Below are 19,615 nucleotides of genomic sequence, written 5' to 3'. Positions count from 1 at the left end.
CTGTTTAGCTCTTTATGGGATTTCTATGCTCCGCCGCCTCGTTTTCTCTGCCGCCCTATCTACATTGCCGTTTGCACTAGTCGCTTGTGGCGAAAAACCGCAATCCGATCCACGTACCGAAGCGCCGTTGGTACGTGCGGCTACCATTCAGGGCGCGGTCGCCGCATCACGTACGTTCACCGGAACCGTAGCCGCTCGGGTACAAAGCGATCTTGGTTTCCGGGTCTCTGGCAAGGTATTGGAGAGGCTTGTGGACGCGGGGCAAACCGTTAAGCGTGGGCAACCACTGATGCGCATCGACCCTGTCGATCTGAAGCTTGCCGCGCATGCTCAGCAAGAAGCGGTCGCCGCAGCCCGAGCACGGGCGCAGCAAACGGCGGATGATGAAGCTCGCTACCGCGACCTGCGCGGAACCGGCGCGATATCGGCTTCAGCCTACGACCAAGTCAAGGCTGCCGCAGATACCGCCAAAGCCCAGCTCAATGCGACCGAAGCCCAAGCCGAAGTTGCTCGCAACGCGAGCCGATACACGGAGCTCGTGGCGGATTCCGATGGCGTCGTCATGGAAACGCTGGTCGAACCCGGTCAAGTCGTCAACGCGGGCCAAGTCGTGGTGCGTGTTGCCCATGCTGGACACCGCGAGGCCATTATCCAATTGCCGGAAACCTTGCGCCCTGCCATCGGTTCAGTCGGCCAAGCCACGCTTTTTGGCAAAGAGGGCGTTACCGTTCCAACCAAACTCAGGCAGCTCTCTGATGCCGCAGACCGACTAACCCGCACCTTCGAGGCGCGGTATGTGCTGGATGGGGAGATGTCCAATGCCCCATTGGGCACAACGGTCACCGTTCAGATCCCGGACGCACATCCCGCTGAGCAAGGCGGCTTGTGGGTACCGATTGGCTCGCTGTTCGACGCGGGTAAGGGTTCGGGAGTCTGGGTCATCGAAGGCAAGCCGACAAAGGTTTCCTGGCGGGCGGTCGCGGTCCAGCGGCTGGACGACGACGGTGCGCACATTGCAGGTCAACTCAAGCCAGGTGACCGAATAGTCGCACTCGGCACTCACCTGCTGCATGAAGGCGAGCAGGTCCGGGTGGCTGACCAGGTCGCCGCCGCAACCGCGGGAGTGCGGCCATGAGCGAAGGTCGCTTCAACCTGTCGGCGCTCGCCGTGCGCGAGCGCTCCGTCACCCTGTTTCTGATCTGCCTGATCTCGTTGGCCGGGTTCATCTCCTTCTTCAAACTTGGCCGGGCGGAAGACCCCGCGTTCACGGTCAAAGTGATGACCATCGTTACTGCCTGGCCAGGCGCCACCGCGCAGGAAATGCAGGACCAGGTCGCCGAGAAGATCGAAAAGCGCATGCAGGAGCTGCGCTGGTATGAGCGTACCGAGACCTACACAAGACCTGGCTTGGCCTTCACCACCTTGACCTTGCTCGACAGTACGCCACCTTCGGAGGTCCAGGGAGAGTTTTACCAAGCCCGGAAGAAAGTAAGCGATGAGGCAAGCAACCTTCCGCCTGGCGTGATCGGACCGATGGTCAACGACGAATACGCGGACGTCACCTTTGCCCTATTCGCACTCAAGGCCAAGGGCGAACCACAACGCCTGCTTGTACGCGATGCGGAGACGTTGCGCCAGCGCCTGCTGCACGTACCCGGTGTAAAGAAGGTCAACATCGTTGGCGAGCAGCCTGAGCGCATTTATGTCGAGTTTTCGCATGAGCGCCTGGCTACGCTGGGCGTTAGCCCGCAGGAAGTATTCGCCGCACTCAATAGTCAGAACGCGCTGACGCCGGCTGGCTCCGTGGAAACCAAGGGGCCTCAGGTGTTTATTCGCCTGGACGGCGCTTTCGATCAATTGCAAAAGATCCGCGATACGCCGGTCGTGGCGCAAGGTCGCACATTGAAACTGTCGGACATCGCCACGATCAAGCGTGGCTATGAGGATCCGGCGACTTTCATGATCCGCAACGGCGGCGAACCCGCGCTGCTGTTGGGCATTGTCATGCGCGATGGCTGGAACGGATTAGACTTGGGTAAAGCGCTGGATAAGGAGGTCGGTGCGATCAACGCCGATATGCCGCAGGGTATGGGCCTGACCAAGGTCACAGATCAAGCCGTCAATATCAGCTCGGCGGTCGATGAGTTCATGGTCAAGTTCTTTGTCGCGCTGCTGGTGGTCATGCTGGTGTGTTTCGTGAGTATGGGTTGGCGTGTGGGTATCGTCGTTGCTGCGGCTGTGCCGCTGACGCTGGCGGCAGTTTTCATTGTGATGGCCGCGACCGGAAAGAACTTCGACCGCATCACGCTGGGCTCGCTGATCCTGGGGCTGGGCCTGCTTGTGGACGACGCCATCATCGCCATCGAAATGATGGTGGTAAAGATGGAGGAAGGCTACGACCGTATCGCCGCGTCTGCCTATGCGTGGAGCCACACTGCCGCGCCAATGCTGTCGGGCACGCTGGTGACGGCAGTCGGCTTCATGCCCAATGGTTTCGCCCGCTCCACCGCCGGTGAATACACCAGCAACATGTTCTGGATTGTCGGCATCGCACTGATCGCGTCTTGGGTGGTCGCCGTGGTATTTACACCTTACCTTGGTGTCAAGCTACTACCCAATCTCAAAAAAGTCGAGGGCGGCCACGACGCACTCTACGATACGCCACGCTATAACCGCTTCCGTCAAGTGTTGGAACGGGTTATCGCACGCAAGTGGCTGGTCGCCGGTACTGTAGTGGGCCTTTTTGTTGTGGCCGTGCTCGGAATGGCAGTGGTCAAGAAGCAATTCTTCCCGATCTCCGACCGCCCCGAAGTGCTGGTCGAGGTGCAGATGCCCTATGGCACCTCGATCGGCCAGACCAGCGCCGCCACAGAGAAGGTGGAAGCATGGCTGGCTAAACAGTCGGAAGCGAAGATCGTCACGGCCTATGTTGGACAAGGCGCGCCACGCTTCTACTTGGCAATGGGACCAGAATTGCCTGATCCGTCGTTTGCCAAGATCGTGGTCCGGACAGACAACCAGGATGAGCGCGAGGCATTGAAAAACCGGTTACGCAAGGCAATCGCCGACGGCCTCGCCTCTGAGGCGCGCGTGCGTGTCACCCAGCTCGTATTCGGCCCGTACTCGCCGTTTCCCGTCGCCTACCGGGTCACTGGCCCGGACCAGGACAAGCTACGCAGTATCGCGGCTGAAGTGCAACGGGTCATGGATGCCAGTCCGATGATGCGTACGGTCAACGCTGACTGGGGCACGCGCACGCCTATGCTGCACTTCAACTTGCAGCAAGACCGATTGCAGGCCGTCGGGCTGACCTCCAGCGCCGTGGCGCAGCAACTGCAATTCTTGCTGAGTGGAGTGCCTGTCACCGCCGTACGTGAGGACATTCGCACGGTGCAAGTCACGGCCCGTTCGGCTGGCGACAGCCGGCTCGACCTGGCCAAGATCGCGGACTTCACGCTAGCTGGCGCCAATGGGCAACGCATCCCGCTGTCGCAGGTGGGTATGGTCGACGTGCGCATGGAGGAACCAATCATGCGCCGTCGCGACCGCATGCCGACGATCACCGTACGGGGCGACATCGCCGATGGCTTGCAACCGCCGGACGTGTCAGCAGCCATCACCCAGAAGCTCCAGCCTATCATGGACAAGCTGCCTGGCGGCTACCACATTGAGCAGGCCGGCTCCATCGAAGAGTCAGGAAAAGCGACGAAAGCAATGTTGCCGCTATTCCCCATCATGCTGGCAGTAACCCTGCTCATCATCATCTTCCAGGTGCGCTCGATCTCCGCGATGGTGATGGTCTTCCTGACCAGCCCGTTGGGGCTGATCGGTGTGGTGCCAACCTTGATTCTGTTCCGGCAGCCATTCGGCATCAATGCGCTGGTCGGCCTGATTGCATTGTCGGGCATCCTGATGCGCAACACGCTGATTCTGATCGGGCAAATCCGCCACAACGAACAGGCGGGACTGAGTCCTTTCCACGCGGTTGTCGAGGCAACTGTGCAGCGTTCCCGACCAGTGGTCTTGACCGCATTGGCGGCGATCTTGGCGTTCATCCCGCTTACCCATTCGGTGTTCTGGGGCACCCTCGCTTACACGCTGATCGGCGGCACATTTGCAGGAACGATTCTGACCCTCGTGTTCTTGCCGGCCATGTATTCCATCTGGTTCAAGATCAGGCCAACGCCGTCGCAAAGCTGATCTGTCGTTAATCTCCATTCACTCATACAAAAGGAACTGCAATGCCGAATTCTGAAGTTGTCGTGATTACCGGCGTTTCATCAGGCATCGGGCGCGTCACCGCAGAGAAGTTTGTCAAGCGTGGATGCCAAGTATTCGGCACAGTACGCAGCACTACAAAAGCACAGGCAATACCCGGTGTTGTGCTGGTCGAAATGGATATCCGTGACGAAGCGTCAGTTCAATATGGAATCCAGGCCATCATCGCTCAGGCCAGACGCATCGATGTACTCGTCAATAGTGCGCAGCGTGGTTTCCCAGGCAATTCAAAAAAATATCCGGAAAGCACCGGCGCCCGATGGCGTCGCCAGCACGATTGTCGATGCCGCTTTGGACGTGTGGAAGATGCGCCGCACGCCTAAAGGCGAGGCCTCTCTTTTGGCTAAACTGCGCCGCTTCATGCCTGCAGGCCCGGTTGGGGCAGGCATCAGGAAAACGTTTGGGCTCACCTGAAATCGGTTCTTTGCTTTCACGTCAAAGCCCGAACTCAACGGGCTTTTATTCAGAGACGTTGCACAATGATTTTTATTACGTAGGAATATCAATTTAAGCGGGCCCATATCTTCCGCATACAATCAAATATTCGTAAGTGGGACATCAGCACCGGCTGAGCATTCCGGCCCATGGCGCGGCGAACCTATCGGTCCTGCTTGCGCCAGACGCTGGCCAGCCACGGCTGCTGGTCGCGCGGCAGTCCCTCGGGACGATAGTAATGTTCAAGTTCGGCAAAGCCGGCATCGGCCATGAAACCGCGCCAGGCATCGAGGTCGTGGTAAGCGCCGTAGCGTCCGCGGTTCCACCCTTCTTCGTTGCCGCCGCGCGGATTGGAGCTGAACAGCACGCCGCCCGGCTTCAGCGTGGCATGGAACTGGCGCAGCACACGCGGCAGTTCCTGGCTGGGAATGTGGAACAGCGCCGCATTGGCGAAGATGCCGTCGAAGCGGCTGTCGGGAAAATCGAGCTGGAGAAAGTCCTGCTGCCACACTTCGCAGCCGCTGTCGGCGCGCGCCATCTCGACGAAACGGGCGGCGCCTTCGACGCCGATGGCGGTGTGGCCGAGCTTGCTGAACGTGCGCAGGTCGCGCCCGGGGCCGCAGCCGACGTCGAGGATGGCGAACGGCGGCGTGCCTTGGATATGGCGCAGCAGCGCCGCGATGTTCTGGCTGACGTCGTGATCGCGGGTGCCGTCACGGAAATCGTCGGCGCGCTGATTGTAATGCTCCAGGGTAAGAGCGGCGATTTTTTCCAGGTCTGAAAGCGGTATTGTCATGCCGCTACTGTAGCGCAGCGCGGGGAAATGTCCAAGTCAGCCCGGCGCCACCAGATGAACCCAGTGCGAGGTCGACTCGCCTGGCGCCAAGGCTGGCTGCCTGGCGGCCGCCGCTTTGACCGGAGCCAGCGTCGCCTTGTATGCGGTACGGGAGATTTTCCGTTGCTGGCGCTGCTCGATGCGGCGCGTGTACAGGTCGCCGTAATGGACGATCTGTTCCAGTAGCTGAGCCAGGCCTGGCGCCTGGATGTCGCTTTGTTTCAGCTGGCGCCAGAAGTCGCTTTCGTTCCAGCGCCGGAAGCGCATGTAAGTGGCAGTCCAGTTGCCGAACTCGCGCGGCAAATTGCGCCATGCCGAATTCCGCGTCACGATCCACAGCACGGCGTCGATAAACAGGCGATTGTTCTTTGCGTTGACGCCAGGATCGCTCTGTTTCCCCAGCAACAAGGGTTCCAGCTCTTGCCATTGTTCATCTTGAAGTTTCATCATGTATTCCCGCCATTCGTCAGAGTTGAAGGAAGCTAGTTGTCCCGGCAGCGCCGGTCAGCTTCACTGTATGTCCAATCTTAATAACTATGGAGTGCGCCCGTATGTAGGAAAAATCCGGTTTTACAATCAGTTATTGCGCCGCAACACAAACACCCTGCTTCCACTCCCCGGTTATCGGGCGGATAATGTATTTCCAAGCGCCGCCTGACACGATCGTGGGCAGCTGAGGCCGACTCGAACCCAAGAAGCAAAGGAGCCATTCCAAATGTCTGCCGAACCAGCAAAATTCGTGTGGTACGACCTCATGACCAGCGACGCCAAGGCCGCAGAGTCTTTCTATCAAAGCGTAGTCGGCTGGAACACGCAGGACGCCGGCATGGGCGACCGTTCCTACATCATATTGTCAGCCGGGACCACCATGGTCGGCGGCCTGATGCCGATCCCCGAAGACGCACGCGCCATGGGCGCGAAACCTTGCTGGAACGGCTATATCGGGGTCAGCGACGTCGACGCCTATGCAGCGCGGGTCACCGCGGCCGGCGGTACTATCCGCCGGCCGCCGGACGACATTCCCGGCGTCGGCCGCTTCGCCGTGGCCGCCGATCCGCATGGCGCGGCCTTCATCCTGTTCAAGGGTAATAGCGACCAGCAGCCGGCGCCGGTTGCGGCCGGCACCCCGGGCCATGTCGGCTGGCATGAGCTGCATGCCGGCGACGGCGAGCAGGCGTTTACCTTCTATGCCGACCTGTTCGGCTGGACCAAGGACGAAGCGCTCGACATGGGTCCGCTCGGCATCTACCAGACATTTTCTACCGGCGGTGCGGCGGTGGGAGGCATGATGACCAAGACCGCGGACATGCCGGCGACCTGCTGGCTGTATTACGTCAACGTGGAATCGGTCGACGCCGCCATTGCCCGCATCAGCCACGGCGGCGGCAAGGTCCTGATGGGTCCTCACCAGGTGCCCGGCGGCAGCTGGATCGTGCAAGGACTGGATCCGCAAGGCGCCATGTTCGCCCTGGTTTCGGCGCACCGCTGACGCTGGGCGGCAATGCGCCGCAAACCGCATAAGGATATGACAATCCATTATTTGCGGCGCCCATGCTTAAGGAGGTGTAATGGACAGGTGTAATGTTGTTTTCAGGATGGCCCGGCCTGTTGTGTGACGGCAGGCAAGGCCTTTCCGCTATCCGAGTCCTCTCATGCCCATCGCCAGCACGCTATCGTTATTGCCATCGCCATCGCCCGCAGCCGCTTCCCAGCTATTTGACATCCGCCCGATCGAAGGACCGCTGGGCGCGGAAATCACCGGCCTCGACTTGCAGCTGCCGGTATCCGCCGAGGACCTGGCGCGTATCCGCGCGGCCCTGGTCAGGCACGGCCTGCTGGTGTTCCGCGAGCAGCGCATCACGCCGCAGCAGCACGTGGCGTTCAGCCGCCGCTTCGGCCCGCTGCAGGTGCACGTGCTGAACCGCTTCCACCTGCAAGGCTATCCGGAAATCCTGATCGTCTCCAATGTCATCGAGGACGGCAAGCCAATCGGCCTGGTGGACGCCGGCGCCGACTGGCATTCCGACCTGTCCTACATGCCCAAGCCGAGCCTGGGTTCGCTGCTGCATGCGCAGGAGCTGCCGGCGGAACAAGGCGACACCTCTTTCGCCAACATGTTCCTGGCCTACGAAACCCTGCCCGCCGATGTCAGGCAGACCTTGGAAGGCCGGCGCGCCGTGCATTCCTATGTGTATCGCTACCGGCGCTTGCAGAAGCTGTCGCCCTGGCGCGCCGACCTGACGCAAAAGCAAATCGACGAAGTGCCTGAAGTCGAACATCCGGTGATCCGCGTGCATCCGGAAAGCGGCCGCAAGGCGTTGTTTGTCAGCGAAGGATTCACTTCGCACATCGTCGGCTTGCCCAAGGACGAGAGCGACGCCCTGCTGCGCTACCTGCATGAGCACACCATACGCGCCGAAAACGTCTACCGCCACCAATGGCGCGCGCACGACATGGTGTTCTGGGACAACCGCAGCACCGTGCACTATGCGCCCATCACGCCGCAGCATTTGCGGCGCACCTTGTACCGTACCACCGTCGAAGGCGACGTGCCGGCCTGAATCCGTCACGATCGCTCATACGCCCCATCTTTCCTCGGCATTTCTCAGCCACTGCATCATGTCTTCGTGGATAGCGCCGATAGGCATGTCTTCCGGAGCTAGCTGAATCGACCGGATCGCGCCGCTCCAGTCAGCATAACCCGGCGGACTGCCCAATGCCGGCTGTGGCTGCCGGCTGCGCCACAGATCGCGCAGGCGGTCCAGTTCGTTCAAGCCCATCGTAATCAGTTCATCCCGTGTGGACGCCTTCTTGCCTTTTGGCTTGCCTTCATCTTTCACCGGCGTGCTGACGGCCAGCGATGTTTCGGCCTGCCCTCCCAGCACCGGCGACTCCGGCTCAACCAGCGGCGTCACAGGTTCTGTTGCGAGCGTGGGCGCCAGGGCAACTGTAGGAACCGGCCTTGGCGGCAGGCTGCCAACGGTCTGCGCCAGGTCGCTCCACATGGCTCCCGACTGCGCCCGCGGATCAATGCCCTGCTCCATGATGGCGTCGGATTGCTGCTCCAGCAGCGCCTGTTGCGCGTCGTCGTTTGCGCCAAGGTAGGCGCGCCAGGCTATGGCGTTGGCAAGATCGCTGCTCAAGCCGATCTGGATATGCGGCGACTTGAGCGACTCACGCAGGATACGAAAAACCTTCACCGCAATACCTTCAGGCAGGCTCGGCAACCGCTCGCGCACTTGTTGCGCCGTCAGCGTCTCGCGGTCGGCTACGCTTCCGTGCCTGTCCAGCAACCCGGTCACCTGCAACTGCGCAAACAACGCTTGCGCCTTTTCCTGGGGCGTGTCCGCAATCAGCCGCGAAAAAAAGCCGCCGATACCCGTTGCAACCGGAGCCGGAAACAGCGCCTTCAGCCGTGCGATATCAATCGGTTCGGGTATCAGCTTGGCGCGTTGCGTCGGCCCGAAGACGCCTGGCGCCGTGATGCCTTTCAGGTAGTAGCGCAGTTTTGTGTACAGCGCAAAATAGCGGTCTTCGTCCGACAGCGGCGAGCCGCCGCCGGCCAGCGCACCGTACATGATGTATTGCCAGGTATCGTCGATGTTTTTTGCCGAATCATCGTCCTCGATGCCGATGATGCCGCGTTCGCGGTCGCTGGCGGCGAAACCTTCCAGGGTGACCCAGTCGCCGCCCGATTGCAGTATCTTGGTAGCGTAATGGAAAGCGCCGCCGGAACCTGCGACATAGGTCTTGAGCCGCTGCGCATTCTCATCTGTGATCTTGTTGCCGAGCAAGGTGGAGGTAGTGACGTCGCAGGCGCGATACAAGAGCACGTTGTCCGGGCCGTCGACGGCTTCGACCTGGCGCGCCTGGAAGCTGGCGTTATGAAACGACATCAGGTCGACCGGCAGGTCTTCCGGTAATGCTGCCGCCAGCGTCACGAAGGCAGCCCGCAATTCGAGCAAGGTGGCGCTCAAAATCGGAGCGAGGGGGAATCGCGCCGGATTGTCTTCCTCCCTGAAATAAGGAGCCAGCTCTTCCAGCCGCGCTGCGATGGCGCCCCGGGTAATGTCGGCGGAATACAGCGCGCTCTCCAGCGTACTGACGATGCGGCCGGCATCGGCTATCGCCGCGGTTTCATCGTCGCGGTAAGAGGCCAGCGCCAGCTGGCTGAGGATGAGTTTCTTGAACAGCTCAAGCTTGCGTACCGAGGCCGACAGTGCAGGATTGATCAAAGCCGGTTTGATCCGTCCCTCGGATACCACCGTGGCGGCGTCTATTTCGGCGGTTTTTCCTGCGCGGCGCCCTTCGCGGAACGAGCGTATCTCGGGCAGCACCTGGTTCCGGTACTGCGCCTGCAAATCGTCCCGATGGTCGCCGCGTACCCTGGCGGTGTCAAAACTCAAGCCAACCCGGAAATAGTCGCGCCCGAACAGGCTGGCCGTGCCTGCGGCGTAAAACATCAGCGGCGAGGTAGCGATGGCATTGTTCATGGCGCCGATCCGGGTTGCGTTATTCACATAGAATTCGTGATTGGGCGTTGCCATCCCGGTCACCATGGAATTATCGTCGGAGACCGAATAAACCTGCTGTGTGTCGGGTTCGCGTTCGATCCGGTAAAGCTGGGTCACCGGCCGCGCGGCGGCTGGCACGGCGCCGTACTCATCCGGCTCCGGCTCCGGCGCCGCCGGGCCGTGGCGCATGGCGCGTGCGCCCATGACATCGGCTTCCTGTTCCAGCCGGCGGTCGTCGTTGAGCGCCACTCCCCTGGTTTGCGCACTGGCCGCCACCCGGCCTTGCGCCTGCTGCACCAGGTGCCAGGCTTCGTGCGGCAGGCGCCGCTCCTGTCCCGGCGCCAGGTGAATGTCGCTGCCTCGCGCATAGGCGTGCGCCTTCAACTGGGCCGGCATGGACGAACTGTAGTGGACCTGCACATGATCCAGGCTGATCCCCGACAATGCGGCGATCCCTGCCTGCAGGCTGGCCGGCAGCGCGCCGGTGGCGGCATAGTGATAGCTGCCCATCGCGGTGACATCGCCGCCTTGGTCCGCGGCCGGTCCGGCAGGCGCCGGCATATTGTCATGGCTGGCCGGCGGCGCTGCCAGGACATTCATCTTGCGCATGTCGTTCCCGCGACATGGCGGTGCTGCCTAGTCATCGTCGCCCCAGCTGAAATCGTTCAAGCTGAATACCTTGCCCAGCTTGTGATATTCCCGCTCTGTGGCTTGCAGCAGGTGTGCCTGCGTCACCGCCTGTTGCTGCGCGGCTGCCAGGAACGCGGCGCTGACCGCGATGTTGTTGATGTTGCCGCCGCTGAGCGCGGCTTTTTCCGCCAGCAAAGGCAAGTCCAGGCCGGCGTCGAGCGGGGTTGCCGCCGGAAACGCGTTGCGCCATAACTGCAGGCGTTGTTCGGCGCCCGGGAACGGGTATTCGATCATGAACTTGAAACGTCGCGTAAACGCCTTGTCCATGTTTTTCAGCAGGTTGGTCGAAAGAATCACGATGCCGGGATAGGTCTCTATGCGCTGCAGCAGGTAGCCGGTCTGCAGGTTGGCGTAGCGGTCGTGCGCATCCTTGGTTTCGGTACGCTTGGAAAACAGGCTTTCCGCTTCATCGAAAAACAATACGATATTCATCGCTTCAGCCTGGTCGAACAGCTGCGCCAGGTGCTTCTCGGTTTCGCCTATGTATTTGCTGACGATGTTGGCGAGGTCTATCTTGTAGAGGCCAAGGTTGAGTTCATTGGCAATGATCGAGGCGGCCATGGTCTTGCCGGTGCCGGACGGACCGTAAAACAGCACACAGAGATTCTTGCTGTTCTGGTTTTTTTGATCAAAACCCCAGTTCTCTATTACCTGGTGACGGTTTTGCGCATATTGCAAAACCTCTTGCAGCCAGCCCTTGGTTTTGGCAGGCAAGATGATGTCGTCGAAGCGATAGGCGCTTTTTACCTCCTGCGCGACGCTCAGCTGCTCGCGATGGCTTTGCTCGCGACAGGCGTCGAGCAGCAGTTCCCGGTCGCTCTCGGCATCGGGATTGAGCAGGCGGCGGCTGGCGGCCTCTTTCAGTGCCATCAAGGTCTGCTGTTCCGTAAACAGATAGCTGTTCACCAGCTGCGCCAGCTCCGGCTCTGTCGGGTGAAATCCCGAGGCCGGCAGATGACGCTGCCAGATACGCAGCCGCAGCTGGCTATCGGGGGTTTTGCTCTTGATCAGCGCCGGGATCACCGGATGGCCGCCGTACTGGTGCGCCAGGTCGCTCAGGCGCCGGGCCGGACCGTTCAGCGCGGCCAGATAGCGTTGGCTGTCGAACAAGGTGTTGCAGACCTCGTCCAGCAAATCGTCGGCGCCATCCTGCGCGCTCAGCCACTGGCAATGGACCAGCACCAGCACCCGGTTGCACAACAACGCATCGCGGCACAGCAAGCGCAAGCGCGTCGCCAGCGCGGCCCGGTTTTTCTGGCCGTTGAGATAAGACTGCCAGACAGCTTTGCCGTCCAGCCGCACGCAGCGCATGCCGATTTGCCTGAAACTGGCGGCGCACAGGCTTTCCTGCAGGGACAGGTCGGGACCTTGCAGATGCAGTACGAAGCTGGAATGCCCGCCATCCTCCTTGGCGGTGCGGGCAATGAAACTGGAAAGCTGTTGCTTCACCGCTTCTTCCACCAGGTGTTCCTCCAGTTCCAGCCGGCCATCGATATCGTGCAGCGGCTGTTCCAGGCGCAGCTGCGGCGCAGCGCGCGCCAGCAGGTAGGAGGCGATCGCGGCGTTCAAGCGATAACCGCCGCTCAGCGCGCCAAGGCGGCTGCCGCCGGCCAGTTCGACCAGGTCCCACTGACGCAAGGCGGCATTACTCATCAGGCTCTGCTGCATGTCGATGCGATCCGCAAGGGTGCCGCCCAGCATGACTGCGGCGCTGGCCAGGGATGTGAAACCCTGGCCAGCGTCGACGGCGGCGTCCGGATCGCTGCTCACTGCCTGCAAGATGGCGTGATAGCGCTGGTCCAGTTCAGCCAGGAAGGCGCACAGCAATAATTCCTGGTCGCGCTGGCTGAGCTGGAACAGCAGCGCCAGGTGTACCCAGGGCAAAAACACCTGGGAGCGGATGCTTGCCGCGCTGCGCTGGACCAGCCGGTCCCAGCGGCGCTGCAGGGCCGATCCCAGCTGCGCCAGCTGTTGCTGCAACTGGCCGGACGGAGCTTGCCGGCGGCTGGCCTGGCGGTACAGCGCCGCCAGCCGGTCATCCGTTTCCGCCTGGTCAAGTGCCACTCCGTCCGCCAGCTGGCGCAGCAGCAAGGCGCGCTCAATCATGCCGTCGCCAATCTGGCGCAGCTCATGCAGCAATTCCTGGTTATCGGCGTAAGCGGCGGTTTCAGCTGGGTTCATCGGCCCGCGCTCCCTCTGGCTTGGTGAAATCCACCAGCAGCACCAGCCTTTCCGAACTGCCGCGGTTCCAGGCTTCATGTTCGACGGTGTCGTCGAAAACCAGGCATTCTCCCGGAATCCAGCGCCGCACCTGCGCGCCGACGCGGATGCCGCAATCCTCGCCGGCGCGCAAACCGAGATGCAGCCGCAGCACCTGGTCGCTGTAGCCGACGTGCGGCGAAATTTCGGCACCGGCGGCTAGCCGAGAAAAGCCGGCATGCGACAACCCGGGAACCTGCTGCAGCAGTTCCGCAGTATGCGGACAGAAGATGCAGTTTTCCAGCAGCGGCTGCTGGCCGACATACAGCCCGTATACATCCCAGCCGTGATTGTACAGCTGCCTTTCCGGCCAGGCGTCAAACTCCTGTCCGGGCAACGCCAGGCATTCCGCCAGGATCGCTTGCCAGTGGCGGCTCAGCAGCTGGGTAAAGGCAAATTGGCTTGGGGCGAAAAACATGGCGTCATTCCTCGGGTTGGCAGGCGTTACCAGAACAGACGCCACTGGCCATCCAGCCAGGCGCCGTGGCCTTGCAGCGTGATGCGGTATTGCCCGTCCTGCACCGGCAGGCCGCGCGCCTGATGATAATAGTCGCCAGAATGGACGAACAAACCGCCGGCCTGGTAGGCAACCAGGCGGCTGGCGCAGTCTTGCAGCAATTGCATCTGCTGCTGGCCGCCAAGATCGGCGATGTTGGCCAGGCGCAGCGGCCAGATCTTCATGCCGGCGCCCTCCTCGGGCAAACATAGCGCCAGGGTAAACGACAAGGTGGGCAACGGCACGCCAGCCACCGCGGCTGGCAGCCCGAGCGCCAGGTGCGCCGTATCGACATGGATCGGATTGCCGGGGAAACCATGGCCGTCGCGCCGCTGGAACCATTCGCCATGCAGGACATCGTGTTCGTCGCGGGCGGTGAAATCGGCATGGCCGCCGAAAATATGGAAGCCCGGCAGCGCAGCGTCCGCCAGGAAATCGACGGGCTGCCCCAGTTGTTCTTGCAGGCCGGCCAGCAAGGCTCGATATACGTCGCTGAAATTTTCAAGCAAGAACGGATTGTATTGCCGCGCCAGGCGCAGGTATGGCTTGGCCGGGTTGCCGGTGATGTCGTAGTAATTGGTCGCGCCTAATGTATAAAACGGCAGCTGCGGATGACGCGGCAGCCAGAAAGCATCGAGGTTGAGCAGGCGCTGGACGATGTCGTCGGCCGCGGCCTGGCTGAACAGGCGCAGATGGAATTCAGGATGGATGGCGGTAGTCGGCATGCTCTTACCAGTACAGCAGGATGCGCTGCCCAAGCCTTACACCATGGCCTTGCAGCGTGATGCGTTCAAGATCGCCGTCGCACCTGAGCACGGCCTGGTGTGTCGCCAGGCCGCTGTGGACCACCAGCTGTCCGCTGCGGTAGGGATGGAAATCGGGAGCGGCGGCTGCCGCGTCATCGCTCCAGATATTCAGCCCGCTGCCTTCGGGCGTGCTGAGCGGCAGCGTGAAGCTGAACATGTCGTCCTCGGCGAACGCCTGCCCGGGAAAGACATCCCGGTACTGCAGGTCGCGGTGCACGCTGGCGACCGGCAGGCTGAACGCCGGGTGCGGCAGGTAGATATGGAAACCGGGCCATGCCGCGCCGTCCGTCATGCCGGCCGGCGCGCCGAAATAATCGCCCAGCAGCATCGCCAGCGCTTGCAGCAGCGGGCCGAAATGGTTTTCCAGCATGCGGTTGTTCTGGCTGCGCAACGCCAGGTCATGATAGACTCCTCCTGCACCGCAATCCAGGTACGCCGCCAGGCCAAGCGTAAAGAACGGCGCCGCGGCGTGCCGCGGGCGCCAGTGGCGCCGCAGCAGCAGCGTGCGCAGCACCCAGTCTTCGCAGCCGGCTTCATCCAGCAAGTCGAAGGTTGCCAACCGGGTGCGACTGGCGGCGGCTAGCACGGCCGGTCCGCCGAGGCTGGTTGGCCGTGCTTCATAGGTCGCCGCGGGTGCCGTCGCCGACGATGCGCACCAGCGCCCTTGTCAGCAGGCGACGCTCATTGTTGCTGAACTGCTTGTCCAGCACCTGTTGCATATTGTCGATGAACAGGCCGATGTTGCGGTTGATCAGCGACAGGTCGCGGCGGTTGGCGTCGTTATCGTTGATCTGCACCAGCGCGCGCACGCCGGCTTCGATCAGGCCGCTTTGCTGGGTGTTGAATGTATGGCCGCTGAGCTTGCCGAAACTGGCAATCAATTCCTGCAGGACTTGCGGATCGACGGTATTGTCGGTTTTCTGTCCCTGCGGCGCCGCCGAGCAGACGATCTTTTGCAAGCGTCCGACGAATTGCTGGCGATCCTGTTCGCTGCTGCCGTGGCTGACGCTGTCGCCAAGGATATGTGCGAGGTCGTGCACCCTGCTGTCGATCGCCTGCTGGGCCGACAGCAGCATGCTGCCTTGCACCTTGCCGGACTGCAATTCATCGCGCAGCGTGTTCATGGCCTGCTTCATGATGCTGGCCTGCTGGCTCGCCGGCGCGCCCGGCTGCCCCTGCGCAGTATTCAGGTCGGGGATCCAATAAAACTCCACTTGCGGCGCCACGCCGATTTCAGGATTCCAGGTCAGCCGCAGATTCCAGGTCTCGCCCCGCCGCACCGGCATGGTAAACGAGCCGGGCATGGGAATCAGGATCGTGGTCGCGCCCTTTTTCCCGTTCGGCACGTTGTAGCTGTATGCCAGTCCGGTAGCGTAGACAAAACTGGTGTTGCTGCCACTGCTGTCGACGGTGAAACCTTCCAGCGTGCCAAGATAGTTGGTGCTGAAGGTCGGCTGGCCGACCGTCGCCATGACAAAACCGTCGCTGCTGGCAACCTGGCTGAAGTTGCCGTCGGTCAGGTTGGACTGGTTGTAAGCGGTGCGCGTTCCGAAAGTACTGTTTACAATGGTATTCATGATCATTCCTCATGGGTGAACATCGATAAGAATTGCGACTGTCAAACCGGATTGCGGGCGGCCACCCCGCCCTAACTGCCGTCAGCGCCTCCCGATCCGTCGCCGACCAGGCGCACCAGCGCCCGCGTCAGCAAGCGCCGCTCGTTGCTGCCGAATTCTGTCTGCAGCACCTGCTGCACATTGTCGAGAAACAGATTGATATTGTTCTTGATCAGGCTCAGGTCGTGCCGGTTGGCCGGGCTGTCGTTGATCTGCACCAGCGCTTTGACTCCGGCAGCCAGCAGGCCGTGCTGCGATTCGCTGAAAACATGAGCGGTGACGCTGCCGAAGGTGTCGATCAAGGCCTGGACATCTTGTTCGAAACCGGGCTGCATCGATGCCTGCGCCGTTGCGCCCGGCCCGCAGACGATCTTTTGCAGGTCGCGGATGAATTGCTCCCGGTCTTCCGGCTTGCTGCTCATGCGGGTTGCATCGCCGAACACCTGGGCCAGGTCGTCGACCCGGTGCTGGATGGCTTCCTGCACGGTGGCGCGTATGCTGCTGCCGATGCGGCCCGCTGCGAGGTCGTCACGCAGGCGCCGCAAAGATGCCGCCATGCCGCCCCCGGCCAGCGTGGCCGGGGCCGGTTCCGCGACTTCTGCCAGGCTGCTGGGCGTCGGCCCCAGCGGCACCCAGTAGAACTCGACCTGCGGCGCGCCGCCAAAATCGACATTCCAGGTCAAAGTCAGGCTCCAGGTCTCGCCCTGTTTTACCGGCATGGTGAAAGAGCCCGGCACCGGGATGTAATATACGGCCGCCTTCTTTTTACCCTCCGGCACGACATATTGATAAGCAAGTCCTGTCGCATACATGAAGCTGGTCTGGGTGCCGTTGCTGTCGCTGGTAGCGCCGGACAAGCAGCCGCAGTAATTGACCGCCCAGGCCGGCTGGCCGACCGTCGCCACGACATAACCGTCGGTGCTCGCCACCTGCTCGAAGAAAGTGCCGCCGTCGGTCAGGGCTGACTGGTCATAGGGCACCCGGGTGCCCATGATCTGCACGCTGCCGTCGCTGTTGATCCTGGTGCCGGCCGCCTTCAGCGCCGCTCCCTCCAGGCTGGCGCCGCGCACTGTCTTTGCGCTGACGATATCGCCGCTGGCGTGGATGTTGCCGGCCGTTTCGAGCTGGTATGGCGCAACGCTTGCGCCCACCGTAACGTTGGTCTTGCTCACAGTCAGCAGCGAGGAACCGCTTTCGCCCACATCCAGCAGCTTGTCGGCGCTGCCGTCGCCTGCCACCGTGATGCTTTTGCTGGCGGTAAGGGTCTGCACATGCAAGTCCTTGATATCCACGGTGCTGCCGCCCAAATAGACGTTGCCGTTGACCTGCAGCGCGTACTGGCTCTGGATTTCCTCGGGGCGGCAATTGATGGCCACGGTGTTGGGCGTGTCGACCATGTTGTTGGTAGCGACGATCATCGCCGGCGGAATGTCCAGGCTGCCGGACGGCAGCACGCCGTTGTCGTTCTTGGCGGCGATGTAGGCCAGCAGCGAGGGCGTCACCACATAAGCCGACACCGCGGCCGGAAAGGTTCCTGTCAGCTTGCCCTTGCCGTCCGGCAGAATCAGCGTCAGTTCGGTCTGGCTGATGACCGACTGCACGAACATGGTCTGCGGCAGCGACGAGGATGGCGGAATGATCAAGGTATCGCCTTCCTTGTATCCGCTGAAATCCGTCTTGTCGCCGGTCACTTGCACGCCTTTGGTGGTGATCGTGCCTACGCCGTCCTGGACCGGACCGCCGCCCGATTGGTATTTGTATGGAGAGGCGCTGACGTCGACCGCAAACGCCGTCTTCAGGGTAAGCGCGGTAGCGCTGGCGACAGCAGCGACGGCGCTGCTCTGGCTGATGCTGGTCTTGGGCTCGAAACGGCCGATGATGATTTTGCCGCCGGCAACCGTGGTGCTCTTGAAATTGCTGGCCTGGCCGGTGACGATGCTGCCGTCGCTGCTGATCTGCCCTTGCCCGGATTTCCTGTCGGCGCCGGGCGCCTGGTAGCTGTAGGCTGAATTCAGCACTGCAAGCGGCAGCTGTTCCTGCAGCCGCAGCTGGGTGTCGCTGAGGATTTCCGCGATGATGCCGACCTGCTCGATCAACATGCCGACGGTGATTGTGTCGCCGACCGTGATTTCATCCTGGAACGCCGTCTGATAACCTTGCAAGACATTGTTGCTGATGGCAGTGATGTGTCCCTTGCCGATGAAAGACTGGCCGCCGCCGACGCTGAGCGAGGCTAGCGGTTTCTTGTCGCGGATGCCGACATTGCCGTCGGTGTAATACAGGTTGCTGGTCGGCGTGCCGATGGTCTCTCGGACCCAGTAGCTAAGGATAGGCAACCCTTGCAGCTTGGAGCCGTTGCCTTCGAAACTTTGGGCCTGGATGGCGCCGCTGGCTATCATCGAGCCGGTCTGGATCTGGCCCTGCACTTTCAGGTCGTCGCTCTGGATCTTGCCGTTGACGTCGAGCGCCGCCGCAGGGCTGCGGTCGGTCAAGGCGATGCCGACCTTGCGGTCGGCGGTGATCACCAGCGCATTCGGACCGCTGGCGGCCAGGCCGGCGCTGGTGGCGGCCTGCATGCCAAGGCCGACCGTGCCGTCGATATTGATGCGCAAAAGGCTGCTGTCGCTGCTGACGGCGAAGCGCGCCAGCGTCGAACGCACATAGGTGTAGCTGATGCTTTGCAGGACCGGATTGAATGCCGTGTCCACCGTCACTTGCAGGCTGCCCGGGTTAATGCTGACGATAGTGCGCCGCTGGGCTATGCCAAAGCTGGTCTGGCCGTTGTTCATGGTGATCACCGGCGGATCCGAGATCAGCACGTCGCCGACCTGGAAATACGGCGCCAGCGTCTTCGATAAAGTCACCAGTGAGCCGTCTGAAGACAATACCCCAGGGCCCTTGAAGGTAATGGCGTCGACCTGCAGGTTGGCCAGCGGCTGGTCGGCGCCGACGCCGAGATTATTGCGGGTGGTCAGCAATCCCATGAACTGGCTGCGCGGCGCATCCACCTCCAGGTAAGCCTGGTCGCCGCTGCTTTCCTTTTTTGCACTGATGCTGGGATAACCGTCGCTGTCCGCGTTGCCTAGGAAACCGGCGAGCGCATCCGGCAAGTTGATGCGGTGGACGCCGGCACCTTCGGTGACAAAATTCAAGGCGCCCAGGGTTGAACCGACATAGCGCCGCTCGATATTGCCCGAGCGATAAGTCAGCTGATTGATGGCACCCTGGGTGGTAAAGCTGATCACGGCCAGCAGGACGTTCATGGCCGGCTGCTGCAGGTTGCGCACATACTGGATCAGCGGCTGCTCCACGATCCGCTTGTAGCCGGCGACGCCGGTCTCGTCGCTGTAATCGGCATACACCTGGTTGTAGCTGATGCTGAGGAAATAGGTCGCTCCCGCTACCACATTGTCCAACCTGACTATCTGCGGCTGCAGCAGGATGATCTGGCGACCCAGGCCGTCGATCGCCATGCCCGGACTGACCTCGACCTGGCTGGCGCTGCTCTCGGCGTCCCAGAACACTTCAAGTCCGGTGGCGATGCCGCAGATATACAGGCTTTGGTTGTTGAAACTCTGGATATCCATGTGGTACTGCTGCTCGCAAGCGAAATCGGCGGTCAGCAGGGCTTCGCCGGCGAAATAATTTGGACGTTGAATCAATGAACTGCTCATGGTGCGATTCCT

14 protein-coding genes are annotated in these 19,615 nt (G+C 61.6%); 5 read left to right on the top strand and 9 right to left on the bottom strand.

Annotated elements, in window-relative coordinates:
- Nucleotides 1–25 precede the first annotated feature (25 nt).
- From CFU_RS10630 to CFU_RS23815, 3 genes are read left to right on the top strand one after another with little or no spacing between them, the layout of a single operon-like run.
- Complete coding sequence (locus tag CFU_RS10630; protein WP_014006045.1) at nucleotides 26–1,135, top strand: efflux RND transporter periplasmic adaptor subunit; 1,110 nt, start codon at nucleotides 26–28, stop codon at nucleotides 1,133–1,135.
- Entirely contained in the window at nucleotides 1,132–4,200 is a 3,069-nt protein-coding gene (locus tag CFU_RS10625) for an efflux RND transporter permease subunit (protein WP_014006044.1), read from the top strand. Before CFU_RS10630 ends, CFU_RS10625 begins: the two co-directional genes overlap by 4 nt.
- Nucleotides 4,201–4,241: 41 nt before the next feature.
- Nucleotides 4,242–4,601 (top strand): SDR family NAD(P)-dependent oxidoreductase, encoded by a 360-nt coding sequence (locus tag CFU_RS23815; protein ID WP_014006043.1) that lies wholly within the window; start codon nucleotides 4,242–4,244, stop codon nucleotides 4,599–4,601.
- A gap of 275 nt (nucleotides 4,602–4,876) precedes the next feature.
- Here the strand turns inward: CFU_RS23815 and CFU_RS10615 are convergent, their stop codons facing one another.
- Both CFU_RS10615 and CFU_RS23280 read right to left on the bottom strand, forming a co-directional pair.
- Nucleotides 4,877–5,509 (bottom strand): class I SAM-dependent methyltransferase, encoded by a 633-nt coding sequence (locus CFU_RS10615; RefSeq protein WP_014006042.1) that lies wholly within the window; start codon nucleotides 5,507–5,509, stop codon nucleotides 4,877–4,879.
- 36 nt (nucleotides 5,510–5,545) lie between these two features.
- Nucleotides 5,546–5,998 carry a transposase gene (locus CFU_RS23280; RefSeq protein WP_014006041.1) on the bottom strand — a complete coding sequence of 151 codons (453 nt, stop codon included), beginning with the start codon at nucleotides 5,996–5,998 and terminating at the stop codon, nucleotides 5,546–5,548.
- Between the two features lie 265 nt (nucleotides 5,999–6,263).
- Between CFU_RS23280 and CFU_RS10605 the strand changes: the two genes are divergently transcribed.
- Nucleotides 6,264–7,037: a VOC family protein gene (locus CFU_RS10605; protein ID WP_014006040.1), complete on the top strand. Its 774-nt coding sequence runs from the start codon at nucleotides 6,264–6,266 to the stop codon at nucleotides 7,035–7,037.
- A gap of 163 nt (nucleotides 7,038–7,200) precedes the next feature.
- Nucleotides 7,201–8,109, top strand: a complete 909-nt coding sequence (locus CFU_RS10600) for a TauD/TfdA dioxygenase family protein (protein WP_014006039.1) — start codon at nucleotides 7,201–7,203, stop codon at nucleotides 8,107–8,109.
- Between the two features lie 15 nt (nucleotides 8,110–8,124).
- Here CFU_RS10600 and CFU_RS23810 read toward each other — a convergent pair whose 3' ends face one another.
- The 7 genes from CFU_RS23810 to CFU_RS25170 all read right to left on the bottom strand — a co-directional run bounded on the left by CFU_RS23810 (nucleotide 8,125) and on the right by CFU_RS25170 (nucleotide 19,603).
- Nucleotides 8,125–10,671 carry a DUF4157 domain-containing protein gene (locus CFU_RS23810; protein ID WP_014006038.1) on the bottom strand — a complete coding sequence of 849 codons (2,547 nt, stop codon included), beginning with the start codon at nucleotides 10,669–10,671 and terminating at the stop codon, nucleotides 8,125–8,127.
- A gap of 27 nt (nucleotides 10,672–10,698) precedes the next feature.
- A complete protein-coding gene (locus CFU_RS10590; protein WP_014006037.1) occupies nucleotides 10,699–12,933 on the bottom strand; it encodes an ATP-binding protein in 2,235 nt (744 codons plus the stop codon).
- Nucleotides 12,920–13,429 (bottom strand): aspartyl/asparaginyl beta-hydroxylase domain-containing protein, encoded by a 510-nt coding sequence (locus CFU_RS10585; protein WP_041741719.1) that lies wholly within the window; start codon nucleotides 13,427–13,429, stop codon nucleotides 12,920–12,922. The genes CFU_RS10590 and CFU_RS10585 overlap by 14 nt, the downstream gene beginning before the upstream one ends.
- Before the next feature lie 26 nt (nucleotides 13,430–13,455).
- Complete coding sequence (locus CFU_RS10580; protein WP_148264803.1) at nucleotides 13,456–14,232, bottom strand: hypothetical protein; 777 nt, start codon at nucleotides 14,230–14,232, stop codon at nucleotides 13,456–13,458.
- Nucleotides 14,233–14,236: 4 nt separating this feature from the next.
- Nucleotides 14,237–14,899 carry a hypothetical protein gene (locus tag CFU_RS10575; RefSeq protein ID WP_050808544.1) on the bottom strand — a complete coding sequence of 221 codons (663 nt, stop codon included), beginning with the start codon at nucleotides 14,897–14,899 and terminating at the stop codon, nucleotides 14,237–14,239.
- 31 nt (nucleotides 14,900–14,930) lie between these two features.
- Nucleotides 14,931–15,890: a hypothetical protein gene (locus CFU_RS10570; protein WP_148264802.1), complete on the bottom strand. Its 960-nt coding sequence runs from the start codon at nucleotides 15,888–15,890 to the stop codon at nucleotides 14,931–14,933.
- A 71-nt stretch (nucleotides 15,891–15,961) separates the two neighbouring features.
- The gene (locus CFU_RS25170) at nucleotides 15,962–19,603 is read right to left on the bottom strand and encodes a hypothetical protein (RefSeq protein ID WP_238531429.1); all 3,642 of its coding nucleotides are present in this window, start codon (nucleotides 19,601–19,603) and stop codon (nucleotides 15,962–15,964) included.
- Between the last annotated feature and the right edge of the window lie 12 nt (nucleotides 19,604–19,615).

This window comes from Collimonas fungivorans Ter331 (genome assembly GCF_000221045.1).
Taxonomy (GTDB): domain Bacteria; phylum Pseudomonadota; class Gammaproteobacteria; order Burkholderiales; family Burkholderiaceae_D; genus Collimonas; species Collimonas fungivorans_A.
The sequence above is the reverse complement of the archived record's forward strand: the minus strand, read 5'-3'. Positions and strand labels throughout refer to the sequence as shown.